20 protein-coding genes are annotated in these 19,876 nt (G+C 61.6%); 14 read left to right on the top strand and 6 right to left on the bottom strand.

From position 1 onward, the window contains the following. The first annotated feature begins 21 nt into the window (after nucleotides 1-21). The 3 genes from AC3WMV_RS05910 to AC3WMV_RS05920 are packed head-to-tail and all read left to right on the top strand — an operon-like array spanning nucleotide 22 to nucleotide 3,038. Nucleotides 22-1,359, top strand: coding sequence for a contractile injection system protein, VgrG/Pvc8 family (locus AC3WMV_RS05910; protein WP_103368071.1), 1,338 nt, complete (start codon nucleotides 22-24; stop codon nucleotides 1,357-1,359). Further along, nucleotides 1,356-2,150, top strand: coding sequence for a DUF4123 domain-containing protein (locus AC3WMV_RS05915; RefSeq protein ID WP_103368072.1), 795 nt, complete (start codon nucleotides 1,356-1,358; stop codon nucleotides 2,148-2,150). The genes AC3WMV_RS05910 and AC3WMV_RS05915 overlap by 4 nt, the downstream gene beginning before the upstream one ends. Nucleotides 2,151-2,162: 12 nt before the next feature. Next, nucleotides 2,163-3,038: an alpha/beta hydrolase gene (locus tag AC3WMV_RS05920; protein WP_103368073.1), complete on the top strand. Its 876-nt coding sequence runs from the start codon at nucleotides 2,163-2,165 to the stop codon at nucleotides 3,036-3,038. Here AC3WMV_RS05920 and AC3WMV_RS05925 read toward each other — a convergent pair. Both AC3WMV_RS05925 and AC3WMV_RS05930 read right to left on the bottom strand, forming a co-directional pair. Beyond that, the gene (locus tag AC3WMV_RS05925; RefSeq protein ID WP_103368074.1) at nucleotides 3,032-4,381 is read right to left on the bottom strand and encodes an MATE family efflux transporter; all 1,350 of its coding nucleotides are present in this window, start codon (nucleotides 4,379-4,381) and stop codon (nucleotides 3,032-3,034) included. The genes AC3WMV_RS05920 and AC3WMV_RS05925 overlap by 7 nt on opposite strands. Before the next feature lie 151 nt (nucleotides 4,382-4,532). Then, nucleotides 4,533-4,826, bottom strand: coding sequence for a hypothetical protein (locus tag AC3WMV_RS05930; protein WP_007963021.1), 294 nt, complete (start codon nucleotides 4,824-4,826; stop codon nucleotides 4,533-4,535). 160 nt (nucleotides 4,827-4,986) lie between these two features. Here AC3WMV_RS05930 and AC3WMV_RS05935 point away from each other — a divergent pair, with 160 nt between their 5' ends. The 5 genes from AC3WMV_RS05935 (at nucleotide 4,987) to AC3WMV_RS05955 (ending at nucleotide 9,512) form a co-directional block, all read left to right on the top strand. Next, nucleotides 4,987-5,289 (top strand): MazG-like family protein, encoded by a 303-nt coding sequence (locus AC3WMV_RS05935; protein ID WP_007951009.1) that lies wholly within the window; start codon nucleotides 4,987-4,989, stop codon nucleotides 5,287-5,289. Further along, a complete protein-coding gene (locus AC3WMV_RS05940) occupies nucleotides 5,289-6,038 on the top strand; it encodes a methyltransferase (RefSeq protein WP_103368075.1) in 750 nt (249 codons plus the stop codon). The genes AC3WMV_RS05935 and AC3WMV_RS05940 overlap by 1 nt, the downstream gene beginning before the upstream one ends. 12 nt (nucleotides 6,039-6,050) lie before the next feature. Continuing rightward, nucleotides 6,051-6,662, top strand: a complete 612-nt coding sequence (locus tag AC3WMV_RS05945; protein ID WP_097089917.1) for a DUF4136 domain-containing protein — start codon at nucleotides 6,051-6,053, stop codon at nucleotides 6,660-6,662. 51 nt (nucleotides 6,663-6,713) lie between these two features. Next, nucleotides 6,714-7,271: a DUF4136 domain-containing protein gene (locus AC3WMV_RS05950; protein WP_103368076.1), complete on the top strand. Its 558-nt coding sequence runs from the start codon at nucleotides 6,714-6,716 to the stop codon at nucleotides 7,269-7,271. Nucleotides 7,272-7,523: 252 nt separating this feature from the next. Beyond that, complete coding sequence (locus AC3WMV_RS05955) at nucleotides 7,524-9,512, top strand: TadG family pilus assembly protein (RefSeq protein WP_103368077.1); 1,989 nt, start codon at nucleotides 7,524-7,526, stop codon at nucleotides 9,510-9,512. Here the strand turns inward: AC3WMV_RS05955 and AC3WMV_RS05960 are convergent. Together AC3WMV_RS05960 and AC3WMV_RS05965 are read right to left on the bottom strand one after the other, a co-directional pair. After that, nucleotides 9,509-12,238, bottom strand: a complete 2,730-nt coding sequence (locus AC3WMV_RS05960) for a PAS domain-containing sensor histidine kinase (RefSeq protein WP_027613606.1) — start codon at nucleotides 12,236-12,238, stop codon at nucleotides 9,509-9,511. The two genes, AC3WMV_RS05955 and AC3WMV_RS05960, sit on opposite strands and share 4 nt — an antisense overlap. Further along, on the bottom strand, nucleotides 12,235-12,675 hold the full coding sequence (locus AC3WMV_RS05965) for a TadE/TadG family type IV pilus assembly protein (RefSeq protein WP_027613607.1): 441 nt from the start codon (nucleotides 12,673-12,675) through the stop codon (nucleotides 12,235-12,237). Before AC3WMV_RS05965 ends, AC3WMV_RS05960 begins: the two co-directional genes overlap by 4 nt. 75 nt (nucleotides 12,676-12,750) lie before the next feature. Between AC3WMV_RS05965 and AC3WMV_RS05970 the strand changes: the two genes are divergently transcribed. Continuing rightward, the gene (locus AC3WMV_RS05970) at nucleotides 12,751-13,221 is read left to right on the top strand and encodes a prepilin peptidase (protein ID WP_027613608.1); all 471 of its coding nucleotides are present in this window, start codon (nucleotides 12,751-12,753) and stop codon (nucleotides 13,219-13,221) included. Nucleotides 13,222-13,347: 126 nt separating this feature from the next. After that, nucleotides 13,348-14,124, top strand: a complete 777-nt coding sequence (locus tag AC3WMV_RS05975) for a response regulator transcription factor (RefSeq protein WP_027613609.1) — start codon at nucleotides 13,348-13,350, stop codon at nucleotides 14,122-14,124. 44 nt (nucleotides 14,125-14,168) lie between these two features. Here AC3WMV_RS05975 and AC3WMV_RS05980 read toward each other — a convergent pair whose 3' ends face one another. Both AC3WMV_RS05980 and AC3WMV_RS05985 read right to left on the bottom strand, forming a co-directional pair. Further along, the gene (locus AC3WMV_RS05980) at nucleotides 14,169-14,576 is read right to left on the bottom strand and encodes a response regulator (RefSeq protein WP_027613610.1); all 408 of its coding nucleotides are present in this window, start codon (nucleotides 14,574-14,576) and stop codon (nucleotides 14,169-14,171) included. A gap of 59 nt (nucleotides 14,577-14,635) precedes the next feature. Next, nucleotides 14,636-14,839, bottom strand: a complete 204-nt coding sequence (locus AC3WMV_RS05985; RefSeq protein WP_027613611.1) for a Flp family type IVb pilin — start codon at nucleotides 14,837-14,839, stop codon at nucleotides 14,636-14,638. A 337-nt stretch (nucleotides 14,840-15,176) separates the two neighbouring features. Here AC3WMV_RS05985 and cpaB point away from each other — a divergent pair, with 337 nt between their 5' ends. The 4 genes from cpaB to AC3WMV_RS06005 are packed head-to-tail and all read left to right on the top strand — an operon-like array spanning nucleotide 15,177 to nucleotide 19,875. Beyond that, entirely contained in the window at nucleotides 15,177-16,127 is a 951-nt protein-coding gene (gene cpaB, locus AC3WMV_RS05990) for a Flp pilus assembly protein CpaB (protein WP_027613612.1), read from the top strand. Nucleotides 16,128-16,148: 21 nt separating this feature from the next. Continuing rightward, nucleotides 16,149-17,420, top strand: coding sequence for a type II and III secretion system protein family protein (locus tag AC3WMV_RS05995; RefSeq protein WP_027613613.1), 1,272 nt, complete (start codon nucleotides 16,149-16,151; stop codon nucleotides 17,418-17,420). Further along, complete coding sequence (locus AC3WMV_RS06000; protein WP_027613614.1) at nucleotides 17,417-18,607, top strand: CpaE/TadZ family protein; 1,191 nt, start codon at nucleotides 17,417-17,419, stop codon at nucleotides 18,605-18,607. The genes AC3WMV_RS05995 and AC3WMV_RS06000 overlap by 4 nt, the downstream gene beginning before the upstream one ends. Then, complete coding sequence (locus AC3WMV_RS06005; protein WP_027613615.1) at nucleotides 18,604-19,875, top strand: TadA family conjugal transfer-associated ATPase; 1,272 nt, start codon at nucleotides 18,604-18,606, stop codon at nucleotides 19,873-19,875. Before AC3WMV_RS06000 ends, AC3WMV_RS06005 begins: the two co-directional genes overlap by 4 nt. Nucleotide 19,876 lies beyond the last annotated feature (1 nt).

The raw sequence follows: 19,876 nt of genomic DNA on the forward strand, positions 1-19,876 counted from the left end.
CCCTCCTGTAGAGATCCGCCCATGTTCGAATCAGTCAACGAGCCGTCGTTTCGTCTCGATGTAACGGGGCTGCCCGAGCCCTTCGAGGTGCTGGCCTTTACCGGAAGTGAGGGCATCAGCGAACCCTTCGCCTTTGATATCGATCTGTTGATCAATGATCCGCAACTGGACCTGGCCGGCCTGCTTTTCCGCTCGGCGTTCCTGCAGTTCGGTCCCGGACACAATGGCCTGAGCGGGCAATTGCAGAGTGTCGTTCAGCATGAGCACGATCAGGGCGCCCGATTGTGTCGAGTGACACTGGGACCGAAGCTGAGTTGTCTGGCGCTGCGTTTCAGTCAGCGGATCTTCAGCAGCCAGTGCGTGCCGAAGATCCTCGCGCAGGTGCTCAAGGAGCATGGGATCGTTGGTGCGCAACGGCGTTTTGATTTGCAGTGCGAATACCCGGTGCACACTTTTTGCACCCAGTACCGTGAGTCGGACCTGCAATTCGTGCAGCGGCTGTGCGCGCAGGCGCGGATCCACTACTACTTCGAGCACCGGCCGGACGGACACTGTCTGGTCTTTGTCGATGATCCAGGGCGTTTTCCCGTGGCCGGCGCGGCGTCTGTGGACGATGGCGCGAGCACCCCGGCGGTAAGACGCTGGCAGATGCAAGTGGACGCCAGCGATGTGGACGCGGGTTCGGCGCAGGCCGGCAAAGCTTATGGCCACAGCGATCTGCCGACATTGCGCGCCGCGCAGTGGCTGGCGTTGACCGCGCATCCGTTTGCCGAATGCAACCGCCGCTGGTTGCTGAGCCGGATCGAGCATCGTGCTGATCCCGCCAGCGAGCCGGCTTACAGCAACCGGATCGTCGCCGCCGCCCAGGCGCAACTGCCGACATTGACGAGCACCTGTGCCAGGCCGCGCATGCACAGTCTGCAACGTGCATGGGTAGTGACGGTCGATGAACCGCAGCCTGACGAACAGCGGCCGGTGGCGGTGCAGTTCGACTGGCTTTATCAGGGTGAAGGCGCTGCCGCCAGCCATTGTTGGCTGCCGCTCGCAGCAGCGTTGAGCGACGCCTCACTGACATCGTTGCGCGAAGGCGTTGAAGTGGTGGTGAGTTTTCATGAAGGCGATCCGGATCAGCCGGTGATCAGTGGTGTGCTGCAGGAGCCGGCGGTGATCGAAGACTGCGAAGCGCCATTGGCGCTGCCGGACGTGCTGCCGAGCGCGGGCCTGGCGCAATGGCTCAAGTCTGCCGAACCGCTGTTGCTGTTGTGTCTGATGCCCGGCGGCGGCAGTTACAACCACTGCACGGCGTCGATCTGCAGTTGCCGATTGGTGGCGTCGCTGGATCAGGACGGCGCCGCTTGAGCGGCGTCGGCTTTGCCCCGCAGGTACAGTGGCTGTTGCTCGATGGTGCCGATGCGCAGCAGGCGATGGCGACATTGCGCCTGGGGTTCGCCAGCGTACGTTGCACGCGGCTGTTCGAGGGCACCGAGTTTCAAGCGGTAAGCGAGCACGGTCCGCTGCTGGTCGACCTGCATGACTGCCCGGCACTGGCGGCGCTGTGTCAGCATGATCCGCAGACCTGGCGCGGGTTGTTGTTCGCCAGTGATGCCTCGCAGGCAGTAATGCTGAGCCACCTGCGACGGATGCTGACGGTCTCGTTCGGGCTCAATCACCGCGCCTTGCTCGGTTACTACAATCGACAGACAGCGAGTTATTTTTTCGACGCCTGTGATGCCGCCGACTTGAGCCGCTGGCTCGGGCCGATCCGCCTGGTGCGCTGGTTCGGTGGCACTTGGGCCGACCTCGCCATCGGCAGTCAAGGCTGGCAGCAACTGCGCAACCCGCAGTGGGTGGTCGAGCCGCTGGGGATCGACGAAAGCCTCACCCATCGTCAGCGCGAACGTTTGCAAAGCTGCTTGCTGGAACAACACATCTGGCGCTGGTGCCAATCAATGGGAACCGACTATGCGCGCATGGCCTCCCATGTGCAGGAGGGGCTGAGCCTGGGTTTCAGCGACCGTACGGTGCTGGATGGCTGGTTGTGGCTACGCTTGCAGCATCCGCGGGCGCAACTGCCGGGCGTGCCGGACGGGCTGAGCCAGCAGGAACGGCTCGAGCATGTGCGGCGACAGTGGCAGAACGATCAATCTTGAGGTGCGACATCCATGACAAATCCTCTGTGGCAGCGGTTCGGCGCAGTCCTCGGCGGGTTTCTGCTGCTGGTGCTGACGGGATGTTCCCCGGTCAAGGTGCTCAATGCGCTGACCCCCGCCGACACGTTTCACAGAACCGCCGGGATTGCCTATGGCGATGATCCTCGACAGAAGCTCGACGTCTACGTGCCGCGCCAGCCGCTGGAGGGCGCGCCGGTGGTGGTGTTCTTCTACGGCGGCAGCTGGAATAGCGGTGATCGTGGCGATTACGCGTTTGTCGGCGAGGCGCTGGCGTCGCGGGGGATTGTCGCGGTGCTGGCGGATTATCGGCTCTACCCGCAGGTGCGCTATCCGTTGTTTCTTGAAGACTCGGCGCGGGCGGTGGCCTGGACCCGGGCGCATATCCGCGAGTTCTCCGGCAACCCGCAACGCCTGTATCTGATGGGCCACAGTTCCGGCGCTTACAACGCGGCGATGCTGGCGCTGGATCCGGGTCTGCTCGGTGCGGTGGGCATGACGCCCAAAGACCTCAGCGGCTGGATCGGCCTGGCCGGGCCGTATGATTTTCTGCCCATCAAGAATCCGCAGGTGCGTCCGGTATTCTTCTGGCCCGACTCACCGCCGCAATCGCAGCCGATCAACCATGTCAGGCAGGGCGAGCCTCCGGCGCTGCTGATCGCCGCGACCAAGGACAATCTGGTCAACCCGATGCGCAACACCGCAGGCCTGGCGCGCAAACTGCGCGAGGCGGGTGTACCGGTGCAGGATCTTTACTACTCGCGCCCCAGTCATGTGACGCTGGTGGCGACCCTGTCGCGTCCGCTGCGGCGTCTGGCGCCGGTACTCGATCAGGTCGTCGCGTTCGTCAAACACACACCGGCTCAGTGAGCGGCACCGCTGAACCAGCCGTCGTTGCGCCGCAGCCACAGGGCCAGTGCGCCGAGGGTCAGGCTGCGCAAGACCATAAACAGCAGGAACGTTATCCACAGCCCGTGATTGCCCAGTCCCTGTAATGCCCAGGCGAACGGCAGCAGCAGGGCGACGGTCAGCAGCATGCCGTTGCGCATCTCCCGGGCTCGAGTGGCGCCGATGAACAGGCCGTCGAGCAAGTAGCTCCAGACCGCAATCAGCGGCAGTACCGCCAGATACGGCAGGTAGATGAACGCGGTATCGCGCACGCTCTGGATGTCGGTCTGCATCTCGATGAACAAGTGTCCGCCCAACAGAAACAGCGCGGCAAAACCGAGGCTGGCCAGCAATGACCAGCCGCCGGCCACCACCAGCGAACGGCGCAGGGCGAGCCGGTCGCGGGCGCCGATGGCGTGTCCGCACAACGCTTCGACCGCATGCGCCAGACCGTCCAGCGCATGCGCGGTCAGCAGCAAACCGTTGAGCAGCAGAGCATTGGCCGCCACCGTGGCATCGCCGAGCCGCGCGCCTTGCACGGTGATCAGGAAAAATACCGATTGCAGCGCCAGGCTGCGGATGAAAATGTCGCGGTTGACCGCCAGCAAAGGGCGCCAGCTCTGCCACACCTTCAACGCTGCCCAGACGATGTGCCCGGGATAGGCGCGCAATGCGCCGCGGGTCAGCCACAGGCCGAGCAGGGCGCCGCTCCACTCGGCAATCACCGAGGCCCGGGCCGAACCGACCACCCCCCATTCCAGGCCAATCACGAACCACAGGTTGAGAGCGATGTTGATCAGGTTGGTGCTGAGCAGAATTGCCAGCGGCGCCCGGGCGTTCTGGGTGCCGAGGAACCAGCCGACCAGGGCGTAACTGGCCAGCGCTGCCGGCAGCCCGAATAACCGGGTGTGGAAGAACTCGCGGGTCAGTTGATCGAGTTCGGCCGACGGCTGCATGAAGTGCAGGGCCACGCCGCTCAACGGCACGCCGAGAGTGCCGAGCACGATCGCCAGTCCCAGCGCCAGCAGCAAACCCTGCAACAGAATCTGCCGTAACGCCGCGCCGTCGCTGCGCCCGGCGGCCTGAGCGGCAAACCCCGTAGTGCCCATGCGCAGAAAGCCCATGGCCCAGGCGAGAAACGTGTAGAGGCTGGCGCCGACCGCCACTGCGCCCAACTGATGGGCGTGGGGCAGGTGGCCGATGACGGTGCTGTCAACCAGCGCCACCAGCGGTACGGAAATATTGGAAAGAATCATCGGCGCAGCGAGCGCCCAGACCTTGCGGTGAGTCGGGCGGTCGCGCCAGTCGGCAATCAGTTTGGACATGCGGGCTCCTTGGGGGAGCGGGGATTGTAGCGATTCGTACGGCCTGCGATGCAACCAATGTGGGAGCGAGCCTGCTCGCGAAAGCGGTGTGTCATTCAGAACATTTTTGACTGATCTGACGCCTTCGCGAGCAGGCTCGCTCCCACAAGGGCTAATGAATAATCCAGCTCAACAACCACAACCCCAACAGCAGCCAGATGATCCCGGCAATGATCGACGCATTCATGAACGCGCGAATCGCCGACCACAGCAGCATCAGGCCGACGATCAGCGCGAGGATGCTGATGATCGAAGTGTCCATGCCCAGCGTCTTCGCCAGGCCATCGACAAAGTTGCCGCCGGCGTTGCTCAGAATGTTGAACAGGCCGCTGAGGCCGTCGACGATGAAACGGATGATCGAACCGAGTGCCTGGCCGAGCCATTCGAAAAAGCTTTCTACCTGCATGTGTGCATCCTGATGAAAGAGCTGAGCCTTGGGCCACCGCGCGGGTGGCCGAGTTCCCTGCAACTATAGAGGGTTTGCCTCAATCCTGTGTGGGAGCGAGCCATGGCCGCTTGCGTTCAGCCGACATCCCCCCGAAGCTATACGCCTTCAGGAGAGCCCGATGAACCTTGTTGAACTGACCGAACGCCTGCACGCCATTCGCGACCGCAATGACTGGCGGCAATTTCACAGCCCGAAAAACCTCGCCATGGCCGCCAGCGTCGAGATGTCCGAGTTGGTGGAGATTTTCCAGTGGCTGACCGAAGACCAGTCACGCCAGTTGCCGGCGGACAAACTGGCGCATGCCGGGCAGGAAGTCGGCGACATCGTCCTGTATCTGTTGCTGCTGTGCAGCGAGTTGGGGCTGGACATGAATGAAGTGGTGCGCAGCAAGCTCGCCGACAGCGAACGGCGGTTCAGCTGATGAGCGACCGGCATTTCGATCAGTTGGCGACCCGGTTCGCCGAAAAAATCTACGGTGGCGCCAAAGGCGCGATTCGCCTCGCGGTGTTGCAGGCCGACCTGGCCGAAGCGTTGCCGGACCGGCCGTTGCGCGTGCTGGACATCGGTGGCGGTCTGGGTCACATGTCGCTGTGGCTGGCCGAGCGCGGCCATGAGGTGACCTTTACCGAACCGGCTGAGCCGATGCTTGAGGGCGCCCGTCAGCGCTTCGCCGAAGCCGGGCAGAGCGCGACGTTCATTCAGGCACCGTGGCAGGAACTGCTCGGTCAGCTCACCGAACCCTACGATCTGGTGATCTGCCATGCCGTGCTCGAATGGCTGGCCGAGCCACACGCAATCCTGCCGGTGCTGCATCAACTGACCAAACCCGGTGGCTGGCTGTCGCTGGCGTTCTATAACCGCGATGCGCTGATCTACCGCAACCTGCTCAAGGGCCATTTCAAGAAAATGCGCAAAAACACCATGGCCGGTGAAAAGCAGAGCCTGACCCCGCAGCAGCCGCTTGATCCGCGGGAACTGGCAACGCAACTCGAAGGGTTGTGGCAGGTCGAAACCCAGAGCGGGATCCGGGTTTTCCACGACTATATGCCGGTGGAATTCCAGGCCCGCGCCGAACTCGTGGATTTGCTGGAGATGGAGCTCGCTCACCGTCGCCACCCAAGCTTCGCCGGGCTTGGGCGTTACTTGCACTGGATCTGCCGGCCGATCTGATCGGAGCACCACATGAAAGCTCAATCCGGTTTATTGCTGATCTGTCTGGGGTTGGCCGCCTGCCAGGGCAGCAACCCGTATGTCGCGCAGTCGCGGCCGTTGCCGCCGGCGCCGCCGCAAGCGGCCAACACCTTCGATCGCAGCGCCTACCCGGCGCCACCGCGTGATTACGGGCGCTATCGCAGTTGGGCCTGGCTCAACGGGCAATTGCCGCCGGGCACGGCCTGGGCCGACTCGGCGCAAGTGGCCGAAGCGGTGAGCAATGCGCTGGATCAGCGTGGTCTGCGGCCGTTGCACGACAATCGTCCGGCCGATTTGCTAGTCAGCGCCAATCTGCGTCTGGAAACCCGCTTGCGTCAGGTGCAGGACGATTACGGTTACTACGGTGGGTACGGCGGCTATGATCGTTATGGTCGCGGTTACGGCATGTACAACACTGTGCCGATTGTTCGTACTTATCAGGAGCAGGTCGTGGTGGTGCAGGTCAATCTGTTCGATGCCGGCACCGGTCAACCGGTGTGGAGCGCCAGCGCCGAGACCGCCAACCAGGGTAGCCAACTGGTGCGCACCGACGCCATTCGCGAGGCTCTGGAAAAAGCCCTGTCGGCCTATCCGCCGAGCTAGACTTCAGGTGAGAACGCTTCGCAGGTTCAGGCCTTCAACCGGAGAACAACTATGTTCCGTCGTCTCGCTTTACTGGCCATGGCCGCGCTGCTCAGTGCCTGCGCTGCCAACCAGGTCAACCATGACTTCGACGCCAGCCGCGACTTCGCCGCCTATCGCAGCTGGAGCTGGAAAGAACCGGCGCTGCAATATCGCCCGGATGATCCACGGATCAAGAGCGACCTGACCGAGCAACGCATCCGCCAGGCCGTCAGCGATCAACTTGATCAGCGCGGCTTGCGCCCTGCCGCTGCGGGGGCCAAAGGCGACCTGAGCGTGCAGACCTACCTGATTGTCGAGGATCGCCAGCAGCAAGTGACCACCAACTACGGCGGCGGTTGGGGTGGCCCGTGGAACGGGTATTGGGGCGCGCCGATGTACAACGAAACCCGCAACATCACCTACAAGGTGGCAACGATCCAGATCGATCTGCTCGATGGCAAGGACGGCAAACTGGTGTGGCGTGGCAGCGATGAGCAGATGCTCAGCAGCACGCCCAATCCACAGGATCGCAGCAATGCGGTGCGCGAAACGGTGGGCCGAATATTGGCCAACTATCCACCACGCTAGTTCGCTGTAAAAAAAAGGGAGCCCAAGAGGCTCCCATTTTTTGCCCCACCACAAATCTCCCTGTGGGAGCGGGCTTGCTCGCGAAGACGGCGTGTCAGCCACATCCATGTTGAATGACACAGCGCATTCGCGAGAAGACGAGGTCTGCAGGGTTTTGTGCAGCACCAAATGGCGCGTTGCCACTAGCGCCGTCTACACTCAAATCCACCATCGGAGGTAGCGCTCGGCAACGCGCCGGCAAAGGAGTGCGCCATGTCGCCTCGTACGCAGTTCAACGGCCCGGCCCGGCAACGCGGGGCGATCGGGTTGATGGCGGCGCTGACACTGGGCCTGGCTCTGGTGTGCATGGTGCTGGTGGTCGATAGCGGCCGTTTGTACATGGAGCAGCGCCGCCTGCAGCGGGTGGTGGATGTGGCGGCACTGGAAGCGGTGTCGCGCCAGGGCGATTGCCTCACGGGCACAACGGCTGCCACTTATGCTACAGCGAGCGCTGCACGCAACGGCTTCACGGTGGGGCAGGGTACAACGTTGAACGTGACCTGCGGCACCGTGCAGACCGGGGCGAACAATTTGCGTTCGTTCAGCGCGAACGCTGCGCAAAAGCAAGCCATCAGTGTCGTTGCCACTCGCGTGGTACCGACCAGCGTCGCCGCCGCCCTCTACGGCCTGTTCACTCCGGGCGCCGTGTCCACGACCACTCGTCTTACGGCCACGGCAGTCGGGACTTACGCGGTACTGCCGCCGATCGCCCAACTGACCATTGGCACCACCGTGCTGACCATCGACGCCAGCAAGTCGGCTGCCCTCAATGCGTTGATAGGCCAGATGCTTGGCGGCAATCTCAACCTCAGTGTGGCGGGCTGGCAGGGGTTGGTGAACACCAATATCAATGTGCTGAGCTACCTCAATCAGCTGGCGCTGGATGTCAACGTTCAAGCCGGGAATTACACCCAACTGCTCAGCCAGAACATACGGCTGACACAACTGATCGACACCGCCATCAATGTGCTGACCCAGGGCGGCAAGACCGCCAGTGTGGCGGTCGACGGCCTTGTCGGGCTGCGGGCGGTGGTGGGCAGTACTTCGGTGGTGCTCGGGCAATTGCTGCAACTGCAAACCGGCGCTGCGTCTTCGGCGCTCAACGCCAATCTTCAAGTTTTCCAGTTGGTGGAAGCCTTCGTGCAACTGGCCAACAGTCAGAATGCGTTGGTGGCGAGCGTGCCGCTGAACATTCCGGGGCTGGTCAATGGCTCGGTCAAGGTCAAGGTCATCGAGCCGCCGCAATTGTCGGCGTTCGGTAACCCGGCACTGGCAAAGGCCGACCCCATGGGCGCCAACCGGATCTATGTGCGAACCGCCCAAGTGCGCACGGTGATCTCGCTGAATCTGCCGTTGCTCAGCGGTGTCGCCGGCCTGGCCAACGCGATTGTCAGCACGCCATTGGTGGGCGGGTTGACCGACACCCTGAACAACCTGTTGCACTTGAACATTGCCGGTACCTTGAACTCGTTGTTCTGCACATTGGGCGGAACCTGCCAGCGCACCGACCTGAAAATACTGCCAACCTCGACCATCGACATCGCCCTGGATGTGGCCGCCGCCGATAGTCATGTCACTGATTACAGTTGCGTCAGCGATGCGACCAAGACCTTGACCACCCAGACCAACTCATCGCTGGTCAAGCTCAAAGTCGGCAGGATCGATGCTGCCAATGCCTTTTCGTCCTCGGCGGACATTACTGTGCAGCCGCTGGCGCTGATCGATGTCGGGGTCATCACCTGCACCATTCCGCTGTTGGGACTTGGCTCGGCGACCTGTGATCCGAACAGCCGCATACCGTTCTACGGCGGTGGCCTGGGGATCAAGGTCGATACCTCGGTGGCCGCCACACAAAACACGCACATCTACAATCAGCCGCCGGAAGTCAGGACACCGCCGCAGTACTACAGCTTCGGCACTCAAGGGCTGGTCGACAGCCTCAAGGGAACATTGGCCGGCGTTCAGGTGCAGGCATACAAGCCGACGGGCTCCAGCCTTTTGGGTGGTTTGCTGACCACCACCGCGGATGTGCTGGCAGGGGTGAACAGCACGCTGGGCGTCGTGATCGATAATCTGCTCAGTCCGGTGCTCGATCCGATCCTTGATGGTTTGCTCGCCAACCTTGGCATCACTCTGAACAAGGTTGATGTTGGCGCCAACCTCAGTTGCAAGCCGCCCGGACAGCCGATGCTGGCGATCTAGTCGATCACTGCAACCGGCAGCTCAATGCAGAATCGTGCGCCTTCATCGCCGTTGCGCGCACTCAGGCGTCCGCCCATGTTTTCGACGATGCCATAGCTCACCGACAGGCCCAGACCGGTGCCGACACCCACCGGTTTGGTGGTGAAAAACGGCTCGAAAATCCGCTCCAGCAGGCGTTGATCGATACCGCCGCCGTTGTCCTCTACCCACAACCGCACCACGTGCTCGTCGCTCTCGGCAGACACGGCGATCCATGGCTGGAAATCACGATTGGCTTCGCGCTTGCTCAGCAGCGCATCGCGGGCGTTGACCATCAGATTGATCAGTACCTGCTCCAGTTGGTCGACATAACCGCGCACCTGCACCTGCAAGCCTGACTCCTTGACCCGCAACTCCACGCCTTTGCCGCGCAGACCCTCCGAAAGCAACGACAATGTGCCTTCGATGGCATCGAGGGGATTGAACGGTTGCTGTTCGATTTCCGAGCGGCGTCCGAACACTCGCATGTGATCAACCACCCGTGCGGCGCGCTGGACCTGAGCGTCGATTCGATTGAGCTTGTCGGTCAGGTAATCGACCTGCACATCGCCGTTGCTCAGGCGCTTGAGCACGTTGACGATGGCCATGCGCATCACATTCAGAGGTTGATTGATTTCGTGCGCAAGACCGGTAGCCATTTCGCCGAGGGTGGCCATTTTCGCGCTCTGTGTGAGCTGCTGCTGCGAGCGGCGCACCTCCGTGTTGTCGCGTCCCACTGCTTGTACTTCGAGCAGTCGCCCATGCTCGTCGAACACTCCGCGATCCGACCAGACCCACCACGCATGTTCGCGGCCGGGCAGGCGCAGATTGATTTCGGCAGTACTCACCGGTAGTTGCGGGGTCAGTTGCGCCAAGCGCTGGTTGAACGCTTCGCGTTGTTCGTCGGACATCCAGCTGCCGAGGTTAACCCCGGTCAGCTCCTCCGGTGCACATTCCAGATACTTCGCCAGGGGCCGGTTGCCGAAGATCAGCGTCAGGTCCGGGCGATAGCGGCAGATCATCGCCGGCGAATCTTCCACCAGAATCCGGTAGCGTTCTTCGCTGGCCCGGACCTGTTCAGCGGCGAGCGTCGCCTCGGTGACATCCAGCCACAGGCCCACCGCTTCCACCGGCAAACCGAGATCGTCGCGCAGCAGTTTGGCTTCATCGAGCAACCAATGTGCCTGGCCTTGCTGGTCGAGAATCCGGTAGCGCGTGCTCACCGTGCCCTCGCGCAGCAATTGGCGGGTGCGCTGGAAATAGACGGAGCGGTCGTCGGGGTGCACATGCTCTACCAGTGCGCCGTCGGCGCAGTCGGCCAGACTCCAGCCCAGCAGCGGTTGCAGGCTGGCGCTGAAAAAGGTCGGTTGCAGCGCACCTTCGACGTAGCGCTGCACATAGATCACCGCCGGTGAACTGGCGATCAGGTTATCCAGCCGCGCGTGTGCGGCGGCGGCCTGTTGCTGCTGATTCTTGATGTCGCTGATGTCCAGCATGAATCCCACGAGTCGGCGTTCGGCACCGATGCCCAGCGCCTGGCCCTGTACGCGATACCACATCAGTGGTGCCTCTTCGGTGCGTTGCAGGCGCACGCAAAGCTCCAGCGGCGAGCCTTCATCTTGCAAGGATTGCAGGTTGCTGCGCAGTTCATCCCGGTCGGCGGGGTGTACACGGGCAAACCAGTCCTGAAGCGACAGGCGTGTTGCCGGCAGGCCGAGGTTGTCGGCCAGTGCCTTGGCCAGTTGCACCTCGGCGCTGTCAAACACTTCCCACCACCCGGTGCCCAGCAGCGCCTGGAGGATCTCCAGGCGTTCCAGTTGTTGCTGATGATGGTGCTCACGCAAGCGCTCCAGCAGTGGTGCGGCGATGGCGGTGGCCAATGACTGCCAGTCACGATCGCTGAGGTCTGGCGCCTGTTGCCGGGCGTCATAACAGGCACAGAGCAACCACGCCGCCACACCCCGAGCGTCGCAGTAGGGCACGGCAAAACCCGGATGGGGGCCAGATACGCTGCTCAGTCGTGGCTGCTCGCTGGCATTCAGTTGTTGGGGCGCCGCGCTGTTCAGGCTATCCAGCGCAGTACCCAGACGTTGTCCCGGGTGCCACAACTGCGGCGCGTCGAGCGCGGTGTAGTGTTGATGGATCTGCCAGCCCTGTTCCTGATCGTCGAGCAACGCCACCGCCAGACACGGGATATGCAAGTGCTGGCTGACGCGTTGCAATTGTTCGCCGAGCACATCGGCCAGGCGCACGAGGCTGCACTGACACAACTGATCGCGGATCTGTCCCGCGAGCCATTGGCACTGCTCACGACTGTGTGCCTGACGCCGCTCGCTCAACAGGTCACCGATGTCGAGCAAGTGCATCAGCCAGCCTTCACTCCGGGGCTCGATCCAACCGCGTAAATGCAGCGGGGGGCCGGCCTGGCTGAAGAAGTCCAGATCGAGTATTTGCCCCTGCCAGTCCTGCGGCCGACCTTCAACCACAAGGCTGCTCTGAGGCAAAAGGTAGTCGGTCAGGTGTGTGAGCGGACGGGCCGTCAACTGCACCAGCGCATGGCGTACCGGGCCGCTCAGGTGCTCGACGTGACCGTCATTGTCCAGATACACCTGCAGGCCGACGCTCTGCACCAGAGGAGAACCCGGGGCGTCAGGCAAGCCCGGCGGTCGATTGAGCAGGCGGCCGAGCAAGGTGTGGCCCGCACTCAAAACTGCAGGCTCGAGGAGGCGCGCAATGTCGCCGGCAGACGCGGCACCGGACCGATTCCCGGCAGCACCAGAAACGGCAGTGCCTGATTCAGTTTGGACGTGGGGTAATTGATGCTCACCGTCAGCAACCCTCCGACATAGGTGATGCTGCTGTCGGTGGCGGCGTTGAAGTTCAGTGCCCCAGGCAGCCATCCCAGTTGCCGGGTCAGTTCGGTGCGGGCGAGGTTGGTCAGTGCAGTCGAGTAGTTGGCGGTGGCCGGATCCAGCGCCACGCTGCGGCGCACTGCCTCGGCGGTGGACTCGTTGAATGACTGCATCAACAACAGCGGCAGGCTGTAGCTCACCAAGCCGTAAAACACCGCGAAAAACACCACGAACACCAGGGCGAACTCAATGGCCACGGCGCCTTTTTGCTTGCGGGGGAGGTTGGTTTTCATGAGTGCGTCTACCCTGACAATCACTACGTAATGTCAGCATAGAATCAATCGGCCAAAACGGACGTTTTTTAGCGCATGCACAGCATTGTCCTACTGATCTGGCTGACGCTTTGCGCGGCGCAGGATGCCCGACAGCGGCATATCTCCAATGTGCTCACGCTGGGGGGCGGCGCCTTGGCAATGGTCTATCTGTTGGGCACCGGCAACACCTGGCTTGGAGCTGAAGCGGTTCAGGGCGGTTGGGCCGCATTACTCGCTCTGGTGCTGACATTGCCCGGTTATCGATGGCGCCGATTGGGCGCCGGCGATGTGAAACTAATGACAGCCTTTGGTCTTGCGACGGACGGTCAGCTGTTGCTTTACACGTTTATCGGCGCCGCACTCGCCAGTTTGATGTGGTTATTGCTTGCGCCAAAACTCTGGCTGCATATGAGTCAAGGGGTTAGGCAACGTCTACGATATCTGGAGCCATCAAAGTCAAAAAAGCTGCCATTTGCACCGTTCGTGTTGAGTGGAACGCTGCTGGCTTTGCTTTGGATCCATTAGTCGCCAGCTGCCACTACTGCTATGTACATAGTAGGAAAGTGGGTCTACTTTCAAATCAGCGGTTATACAGCCACCTGCGCTGAGTACAGGAACGGTCAGCCTTTTGGCCTGAGCATGGAGTTGCAAGTGAACAAGCTTACGTCCGTTATGAAGGTTCTCGTGGTCGACGATCAGCCACTGATTGTCGAGGAACTGTGCGAATTTCTCGAAAGCAGCGGCTACCGTTGCGTGCCTTGCGAATCCAGCAAGCAGGCCATCGAGCAATTTGTCGAAAACCCCGCCATCGGCCTGGTGCTGTGCGATCTGCACATGCCGGACATGGACGGTATCCAGTTGGTACAGGAACTGCAGCGTCTTTCGGGCAAGCACCGGGTGTTCGAGGCCATCATGCTCACCGGTCGCGCCGACAAGCAGGATGTGATCAAGGCATTGCGTGCCGGAATCGCCGATTACTACCAGAAGCCGATCAACATGGACGAGCTGCTGGAGGGTTTGCAACGTCAGGAAGCTGCCTTGCAAGAACGGCAGAAAACCCTGCAACTGGGACACTTGAACGAGAAGCTCCAGTATCTCTCCGAGTCGATCGACGACCTGTACCAAGATCTCGACAAGGTGCGGCGCGCGCCGGCACCGAGAAGCGATGAGCTATCGGCTGAAGGCGACGGGCTGGAAATCCCGGCGATCTTCAATCAGCTGTCACCGCGTCAGCTCGATGTCGCGCGGCTGGTCGGCAAAGGCCAGACCAACTACCAGATCGCCTGTGAACTGGGAATCACCGAGAACACGGTCAAGCTGTATGTCTCGCAGGTGTTGCGTTTGACACACATGCATAACCGCACTCAGTTGGCCCTCGCATTGTCACCAGGCACTTCAGGATTACGCCAGCGAGTGACCGCGCACTGACCTCTGTTTGTCCCGGACATCCGCCCGGGTCAAACCTTTCGATTTCAACCAATATTGGTCTTGGCCTTGGGAAACAGGTTGTCCAGGGTTTCCAGCAGGCGCACGTGATAGATCGGCTTGCGAAACAGATCGAGAACCTGCAGGCGCAGCATATCGCTGACGTCCTCCATGTCCGCATGCCCGGAGGTGACGATCACCGGCAGGTGCTGGCGCGAAGTGTGTTCACGCAGGCGCTTGATCAGCGACATGCCGCTTTCTTCCGGCATGCGCAGATCGGTGATCACCAGGGCGATATCGGGATGGCGGGTCAGATGGTGCAGCGCAAGCTTTACCGATGTCGCGGTGTGGCAAGTGAAGCCCTCGCCTTCCAGCAACTCCGCCAACTCCAGCAGTGCATCCTCTTCATCGTCGACGAGAAGCAACTGCTGGCGAGGAGGTACGGAAGAGTTCATGGGCAACACCTGCAATGGACTGAGTTCTGACGGTAGAACCCAATGGGCACATTGACAAGTTATCCGCCCAACGCAGTCTGGATCGACGTCAGGATTGCGGTAACCCGGGTACCAATGCCGTTACCGAAGGCGGCTATCACCAGCGCCACCAGACCCACGACCAGCGCGTATTCGATGGCTGATGCTCCTTCGGTGTCTTTGGCCAGGCCTTTGACGAACGCAACTTGAGCTTTGATTTTGCGGGCTACCCGGGAATACGACATGAGAGTTCTCCTTGAGCACACCAGGTGTTGCGCGTTCGCAACATGATTTCCCTGTGCCAGCATCAGCATTGTCGGCATTTTCAGGACCAACAACTGTAAGAACGAATTAATACCAAAGTAGTGAGGCACTGTTTCGCGATTCAAAACCGCTTTTGGCGCATCAGCCTTCTACTTTCGCTGGATATTTCAACCATTCGTAATGGCGTTTTGTTCTTCCTGCGCTACCGTCAAATAGCGAAATAGTTACTTGTTCATAGCTGCCTGATTGCGAAGTTATCTCGTTGGAAGTACGGGTCATTGCATAAGAAGAGCACGCAGCGGGAAAGGGAGAGCCGTCATGAACAGTCGCGTCACTTTGGGCCTGGCCGGATTGTTTCTGGTGGGGGCCATCATCGCCGGGTATTGGGGACTCACTTTGGGTCGGCAACCTGTCGCCGCTGAACCGGTCGCGACCCCCGTAGCCGTTCCTGTGGAACCAGCGCCAGCCGCTCCCGCCGCGGTGGAGGATCCGAGCCGCCAGCCAGTCGTCGTGCTGCTACGCGATATCGCCCCTTTCGTGAAAATCACCGCCGCCGATGTCGCCGTGGAGAAAGTACGAACAGCACCGGCCGGTAGCCTCGGCAATGTCGATCAGGTCATCGGACGCACGCCGTGGCGGCCGTTGAGTGCCGGCACCTGGCTCAGTGACGAGAGCTTCGAACCTGGCAGTCAACTGTCGAGGATGATTCGTCCCGGCGAGCGTGCACTGGCTGTGGCCGTTGATGAAGTGATCAATGTCGGCGGGCAACTGGCGCCGGGCGATTACGTCGACGTGCTGCTGTTTCTGCGCAAGGACGAAGTGAATCCACAACCTTCTGCGCAACTGGTAATCCCGGCGGTCCGGGTGCTGGTGGTCGGCAGCCAGACAGGACTGACCAACGACGGCCAGCCAACTGGCGCGGCCCGCAGCGACGACGAACGCCTCAAGCAGGAACAGCAACGCATGGCCGCACGCAGTGTGGTGCTGGCGGTGCCGGAGCCAATGCTCAGCCGCTTGATGCTGGCGTCCGGTGCTGGTGTGTTGCGCCTGGCCGTGCGCAGTGCCGATGAGCAGCAATTGGCGAAGTATTGGGCAGGCCAAAACGATGTTGCGACGCGCCTTGATACACCGCGTCGCGAACTCCTGGAGTTCAGTCAGCTGTCACTGGCGACGCCACCCAGACCCATGGCCGTAGCCGGTGCACCGGCCCCGCGCAAAGCGACCGTCGAAGTGATCCGCGGCGCCGAAACCACCCCACCCACTCCCTGAATAGAGCAAGGACGCCTTTACATGCGCAGACGCTTTACGCCCCTGTTCAACGGCTTGCTTCTGGCCCCGCTGCTGGGTATTGCCGCCAGCGGCAGTGCCGTCGCCGCGACTGGCAATTGCGCAGCACTCGGCCAGTTGCCGGCCACGCTGGAAGTCGGCGAGGGCTTGCAGCAGGCGCTGCAATCGCCGGTGGCGATCACCCGAGTCGCGGTGGGCGACCCGAAAATCGCCGACGTGCGCGTGACCGGCGATCAAGGGGTGTTGGTGACCGGTGTCGCTCCCGGCGCAACCACCCTGATGATCTGGAGTGCCTGCGCCAGTGCACCGCGTCAAAGCATGGTGTTCGTCCAGGGCAAGGCCAGTGCGGCGATGACAGCCGTGGCATTGCCGGCCAGCGAAGATCCGACACTGCCGTCACAAGTGCAGACCGACATCCGCTTCGTCGAGGTCAGCCGTACCAAATTGAAAGAGGCTGGTACGCAGATTTTCGGCAAGGGCTCGAACAATTTCCTGTTCGGCGCACCGGGCACGGTGCCTAACACCGGCGTCACGCCAGGCGTGGTGCCGTTGCGTAATCTAGACCCGCGCATCGCGGTGCCGAGCATCCCGCTGGCCAACGACATGTTCAACATTGTCTGGGGCGGCGGCAGCAGTAAATTCCTCGGCATCGTCAATGCGCTTGAGGGCAGCGGTTTTGCCTACACTCTGGCCCGCCCGAGCCTGGTGGCGCTGAGCGGACAGAGCGCCAGCTTTCTGGCCGGCGGTGAAATCCCGATCCCGGTCCCCAGCGCCAACAGCAACAGCTATTCCATCGAATACAAGGAATTCGGCATTCGCCTGACACTGACCCCGACCGTCGTTGGCCGCGATCGCATAGCCCTCAAGGTCGCACCGGAGGTCAGTGAGCTGGACTACAACAACGGCGTTACCATCGGTGGCACCAGGGTGCCGGCGTTCACCATTCGCCGCACCGATACCAGCATTTCACTGGCCGATGGCGAGAGTTTTGTCATCAGCGGCCTGATCAGCACCAACAACGCCTCCGAAGTGAACAAGTTTCCCGGGTTGGGCGATATCCCGGTGCTCGGTGCGTTTTTCCGCAACTCCTCGGTCAACCGCCAGGAGCGCGAGCTGCTGATGATCGTCACCCCGCACCTGGTACAGCCGCTGGCCGCGAATGCACCGTTGCCGTCGCTGCCGGGGGAAAAACTGCGTAATTACGACCCGAACTGGTACCGCCTGTACTTCCTGGAAAATGGCAACTTCGATAAACGCAGTGGGCTATCGCAATGAGTCAGAGCCTCAGCCAGACCTTCCTGGCCATCACCCGCAACGACACCGATCTTGAATGGTTGCAGGGCGCACTGGCGCCGCTGGGCCAAGTGGTCAGCGCCGGCGGCGGCAGTCTTGACGAATTGCTCGCGTTGGTCGATGTGACCTTCGCCAGCCTGGTGTTCGTCGGTCTCGATCGCGATCATCTGGTGGCGCAAAGTGCCTTGATCGAAGGCGTACTGGAAGCCAAGCCGATGCTCGCCATCGTGGCCCTGGGCGATGGCATGGATAATCAACTGGTGCTCAATGCGATGCGCGCCGGTGCGCGGGATTTCGTTGCCTATGGTTCACGTTCCAGCGAGGTTGCGGGGCTGGTTCGACGCCTGAGCAAACGCCTGCCGGCGGTGACGCCGAATGCCCAGCTTGGTGGCCTGACCGTGCTTTACGGCGTGCAAAGCAACGCCGACGGTGCGTTGCTCGCCAACCACATGGCGCTGGTCGTGCAGAAGAGCGGTCAGCAAACCCTGTTGCTCGATCTTGGCTTGCCGCGCGGTGATAGTCTGGCGTTGCTGGGGCTGGAGAGTTCGTTCCATTTCGGCGATGCCTTGCGTCACTTGCGGCGCCTTGACGCGACCCTGATCGACAGCGCATTCACCAGCGCCGAGGCGGGCCTGCGCATTCTGGCGTATGCCAGTGGCGACGAGCCGCTCGAGCGCACCAGTGCCGCTGAGTTGTACATGCTGCTCAGTGCGTTGCGTCAACACTTCCAGCACATTGTGGTCAACCTCACCGGTCAGCCGGACAGCGAAGCCTTGCGCACCTTCGTCAGCCATTGCGACAAGCTGTTGTGGTACACCGACCAGAACGTCCTCGATTGCCGGCGCAACCTTACGGTGCTCAATCTGTGGCGGGAAAAAGGCATGAAACTCGACCACGGGCGCTTGTTGGTCGACCGTTATCTGCGCAACGTCGCGCCAGACTCCGACACGCTCGGCAAGACGTTTGGCCTGGAGGTGATCGCCGTGCTGGCGTGTAATCCGGAGCTGCGCCTGAACGCGAAAAACCAGGGCGTCACGCTGTTTGAACTCGCCCCGCGCGAAGCCCTCAGTCAAAGCCTGCGCACTCTCGGCGAGCGTCTGGCCAAACGCTCCGAAGGCTTGGCGAAACCCAAAATCAACTGGTTCAACCGCCTGCGGGGCACCTCATGAACGGGGAGCAACTGTTTGGCGGGCAGCAACGCCACTCTACCGGTAATACCGATCACGACGGTCTCAAACTGGTGCTGCACCGCTACATCATCGACGCCATCGAGGAGTCCGGAAAAAACCTGCTGGAAGGTTCGCGGCAGGTGCTTTCGCAGTTTGTCATCGACAAGGTGGCCGAATATATCGCACGCCTGCACCTGGCGATTTCGCGATATGAAATGGAGCGGCTGGCTGAAGAAATCGTCGACGAGCTGACCGGTTTCGGCCCGCTCGAAGTACTGCTGCGCGACAGTGCGGTGACCGAAATTCTGGTCAACGGCCCGTACCGGGTGTTCATCGAGCGCGACGGTGTGTTGCACATGAGTGATCTGCGTTTTATCGATGCACATCACGTCGAGCGCGTCATGCAACGCATCCTCGCCCCGCTCGGGCGACGTCTCGACGAGTCCTCGCCGATGGTCGATGCGCGGCTGCCCGATGGCAGCCGCGTCAACGCGATCATTCCACCGATTGCCCTCGACGGCCCGTGCCTGTCGATTCGAAAGTTTCGCAAGGACATGCTCAAGAGCAGCGACCTGATGGCGATGCAAACCATCGACCAGGCGATTTTCGACTTTATCGAAGAGGCGGTAGGCAAGCGCTGCAACATCCTCATCAGCGGCGGTACCGGCACCGGTAAAACCACCTTGCTGAACATTCTCAGTCAGTTGATCAATCCCCACGAACGTCTGGTGACCATCGAAGATGTCGCTGAGTTGCAACTTGGCCACCCGCATGTCGTACGGCTGGAAACCCGCCCGCCGAATGCCGAGGGCCACGGCGAAGTCAAGGCCAGCGACCTGATCCGCAACGCCCTGCGCATGCGTCCCGACCGGATCATCCTTGGCGAGATTCGTGGGGTGGAAGTGGTCGATGTGCTGACCGCGATGAACACCGGTCACGACGGCTCGATGAGCACCGTGCACGCCAACAATGCGCAGGATGCGCTGCTGCGCCTGGAGACACTGGTGGGCCTTACCGGCCGCACGATCGCCGAGCGTACCCTGCGCCAGATGATCTGCGCCGCCCTCGACGTGATTATTCAGCTGACTCGCATGCCCGACGGCCGCCGCTGCGTCAGCGAAGTAGTGGAAGTGGTCGGTGTGCGCGACGACGTCTATGTCACCAACACGCTGTTTCGCCTCGACCGTCGCACCGGATTCGGTTTTCTGCGTGAAGCGGTGAACCCGGCCGGTGACAAATTGCGCCGCGACCCGGCGCATCCGCATTGAG

The sequence above is a fragment of the Pseudomonas sp. FW305-3-2-15-E-TSA4 genome (assembly GCF_058787295.1).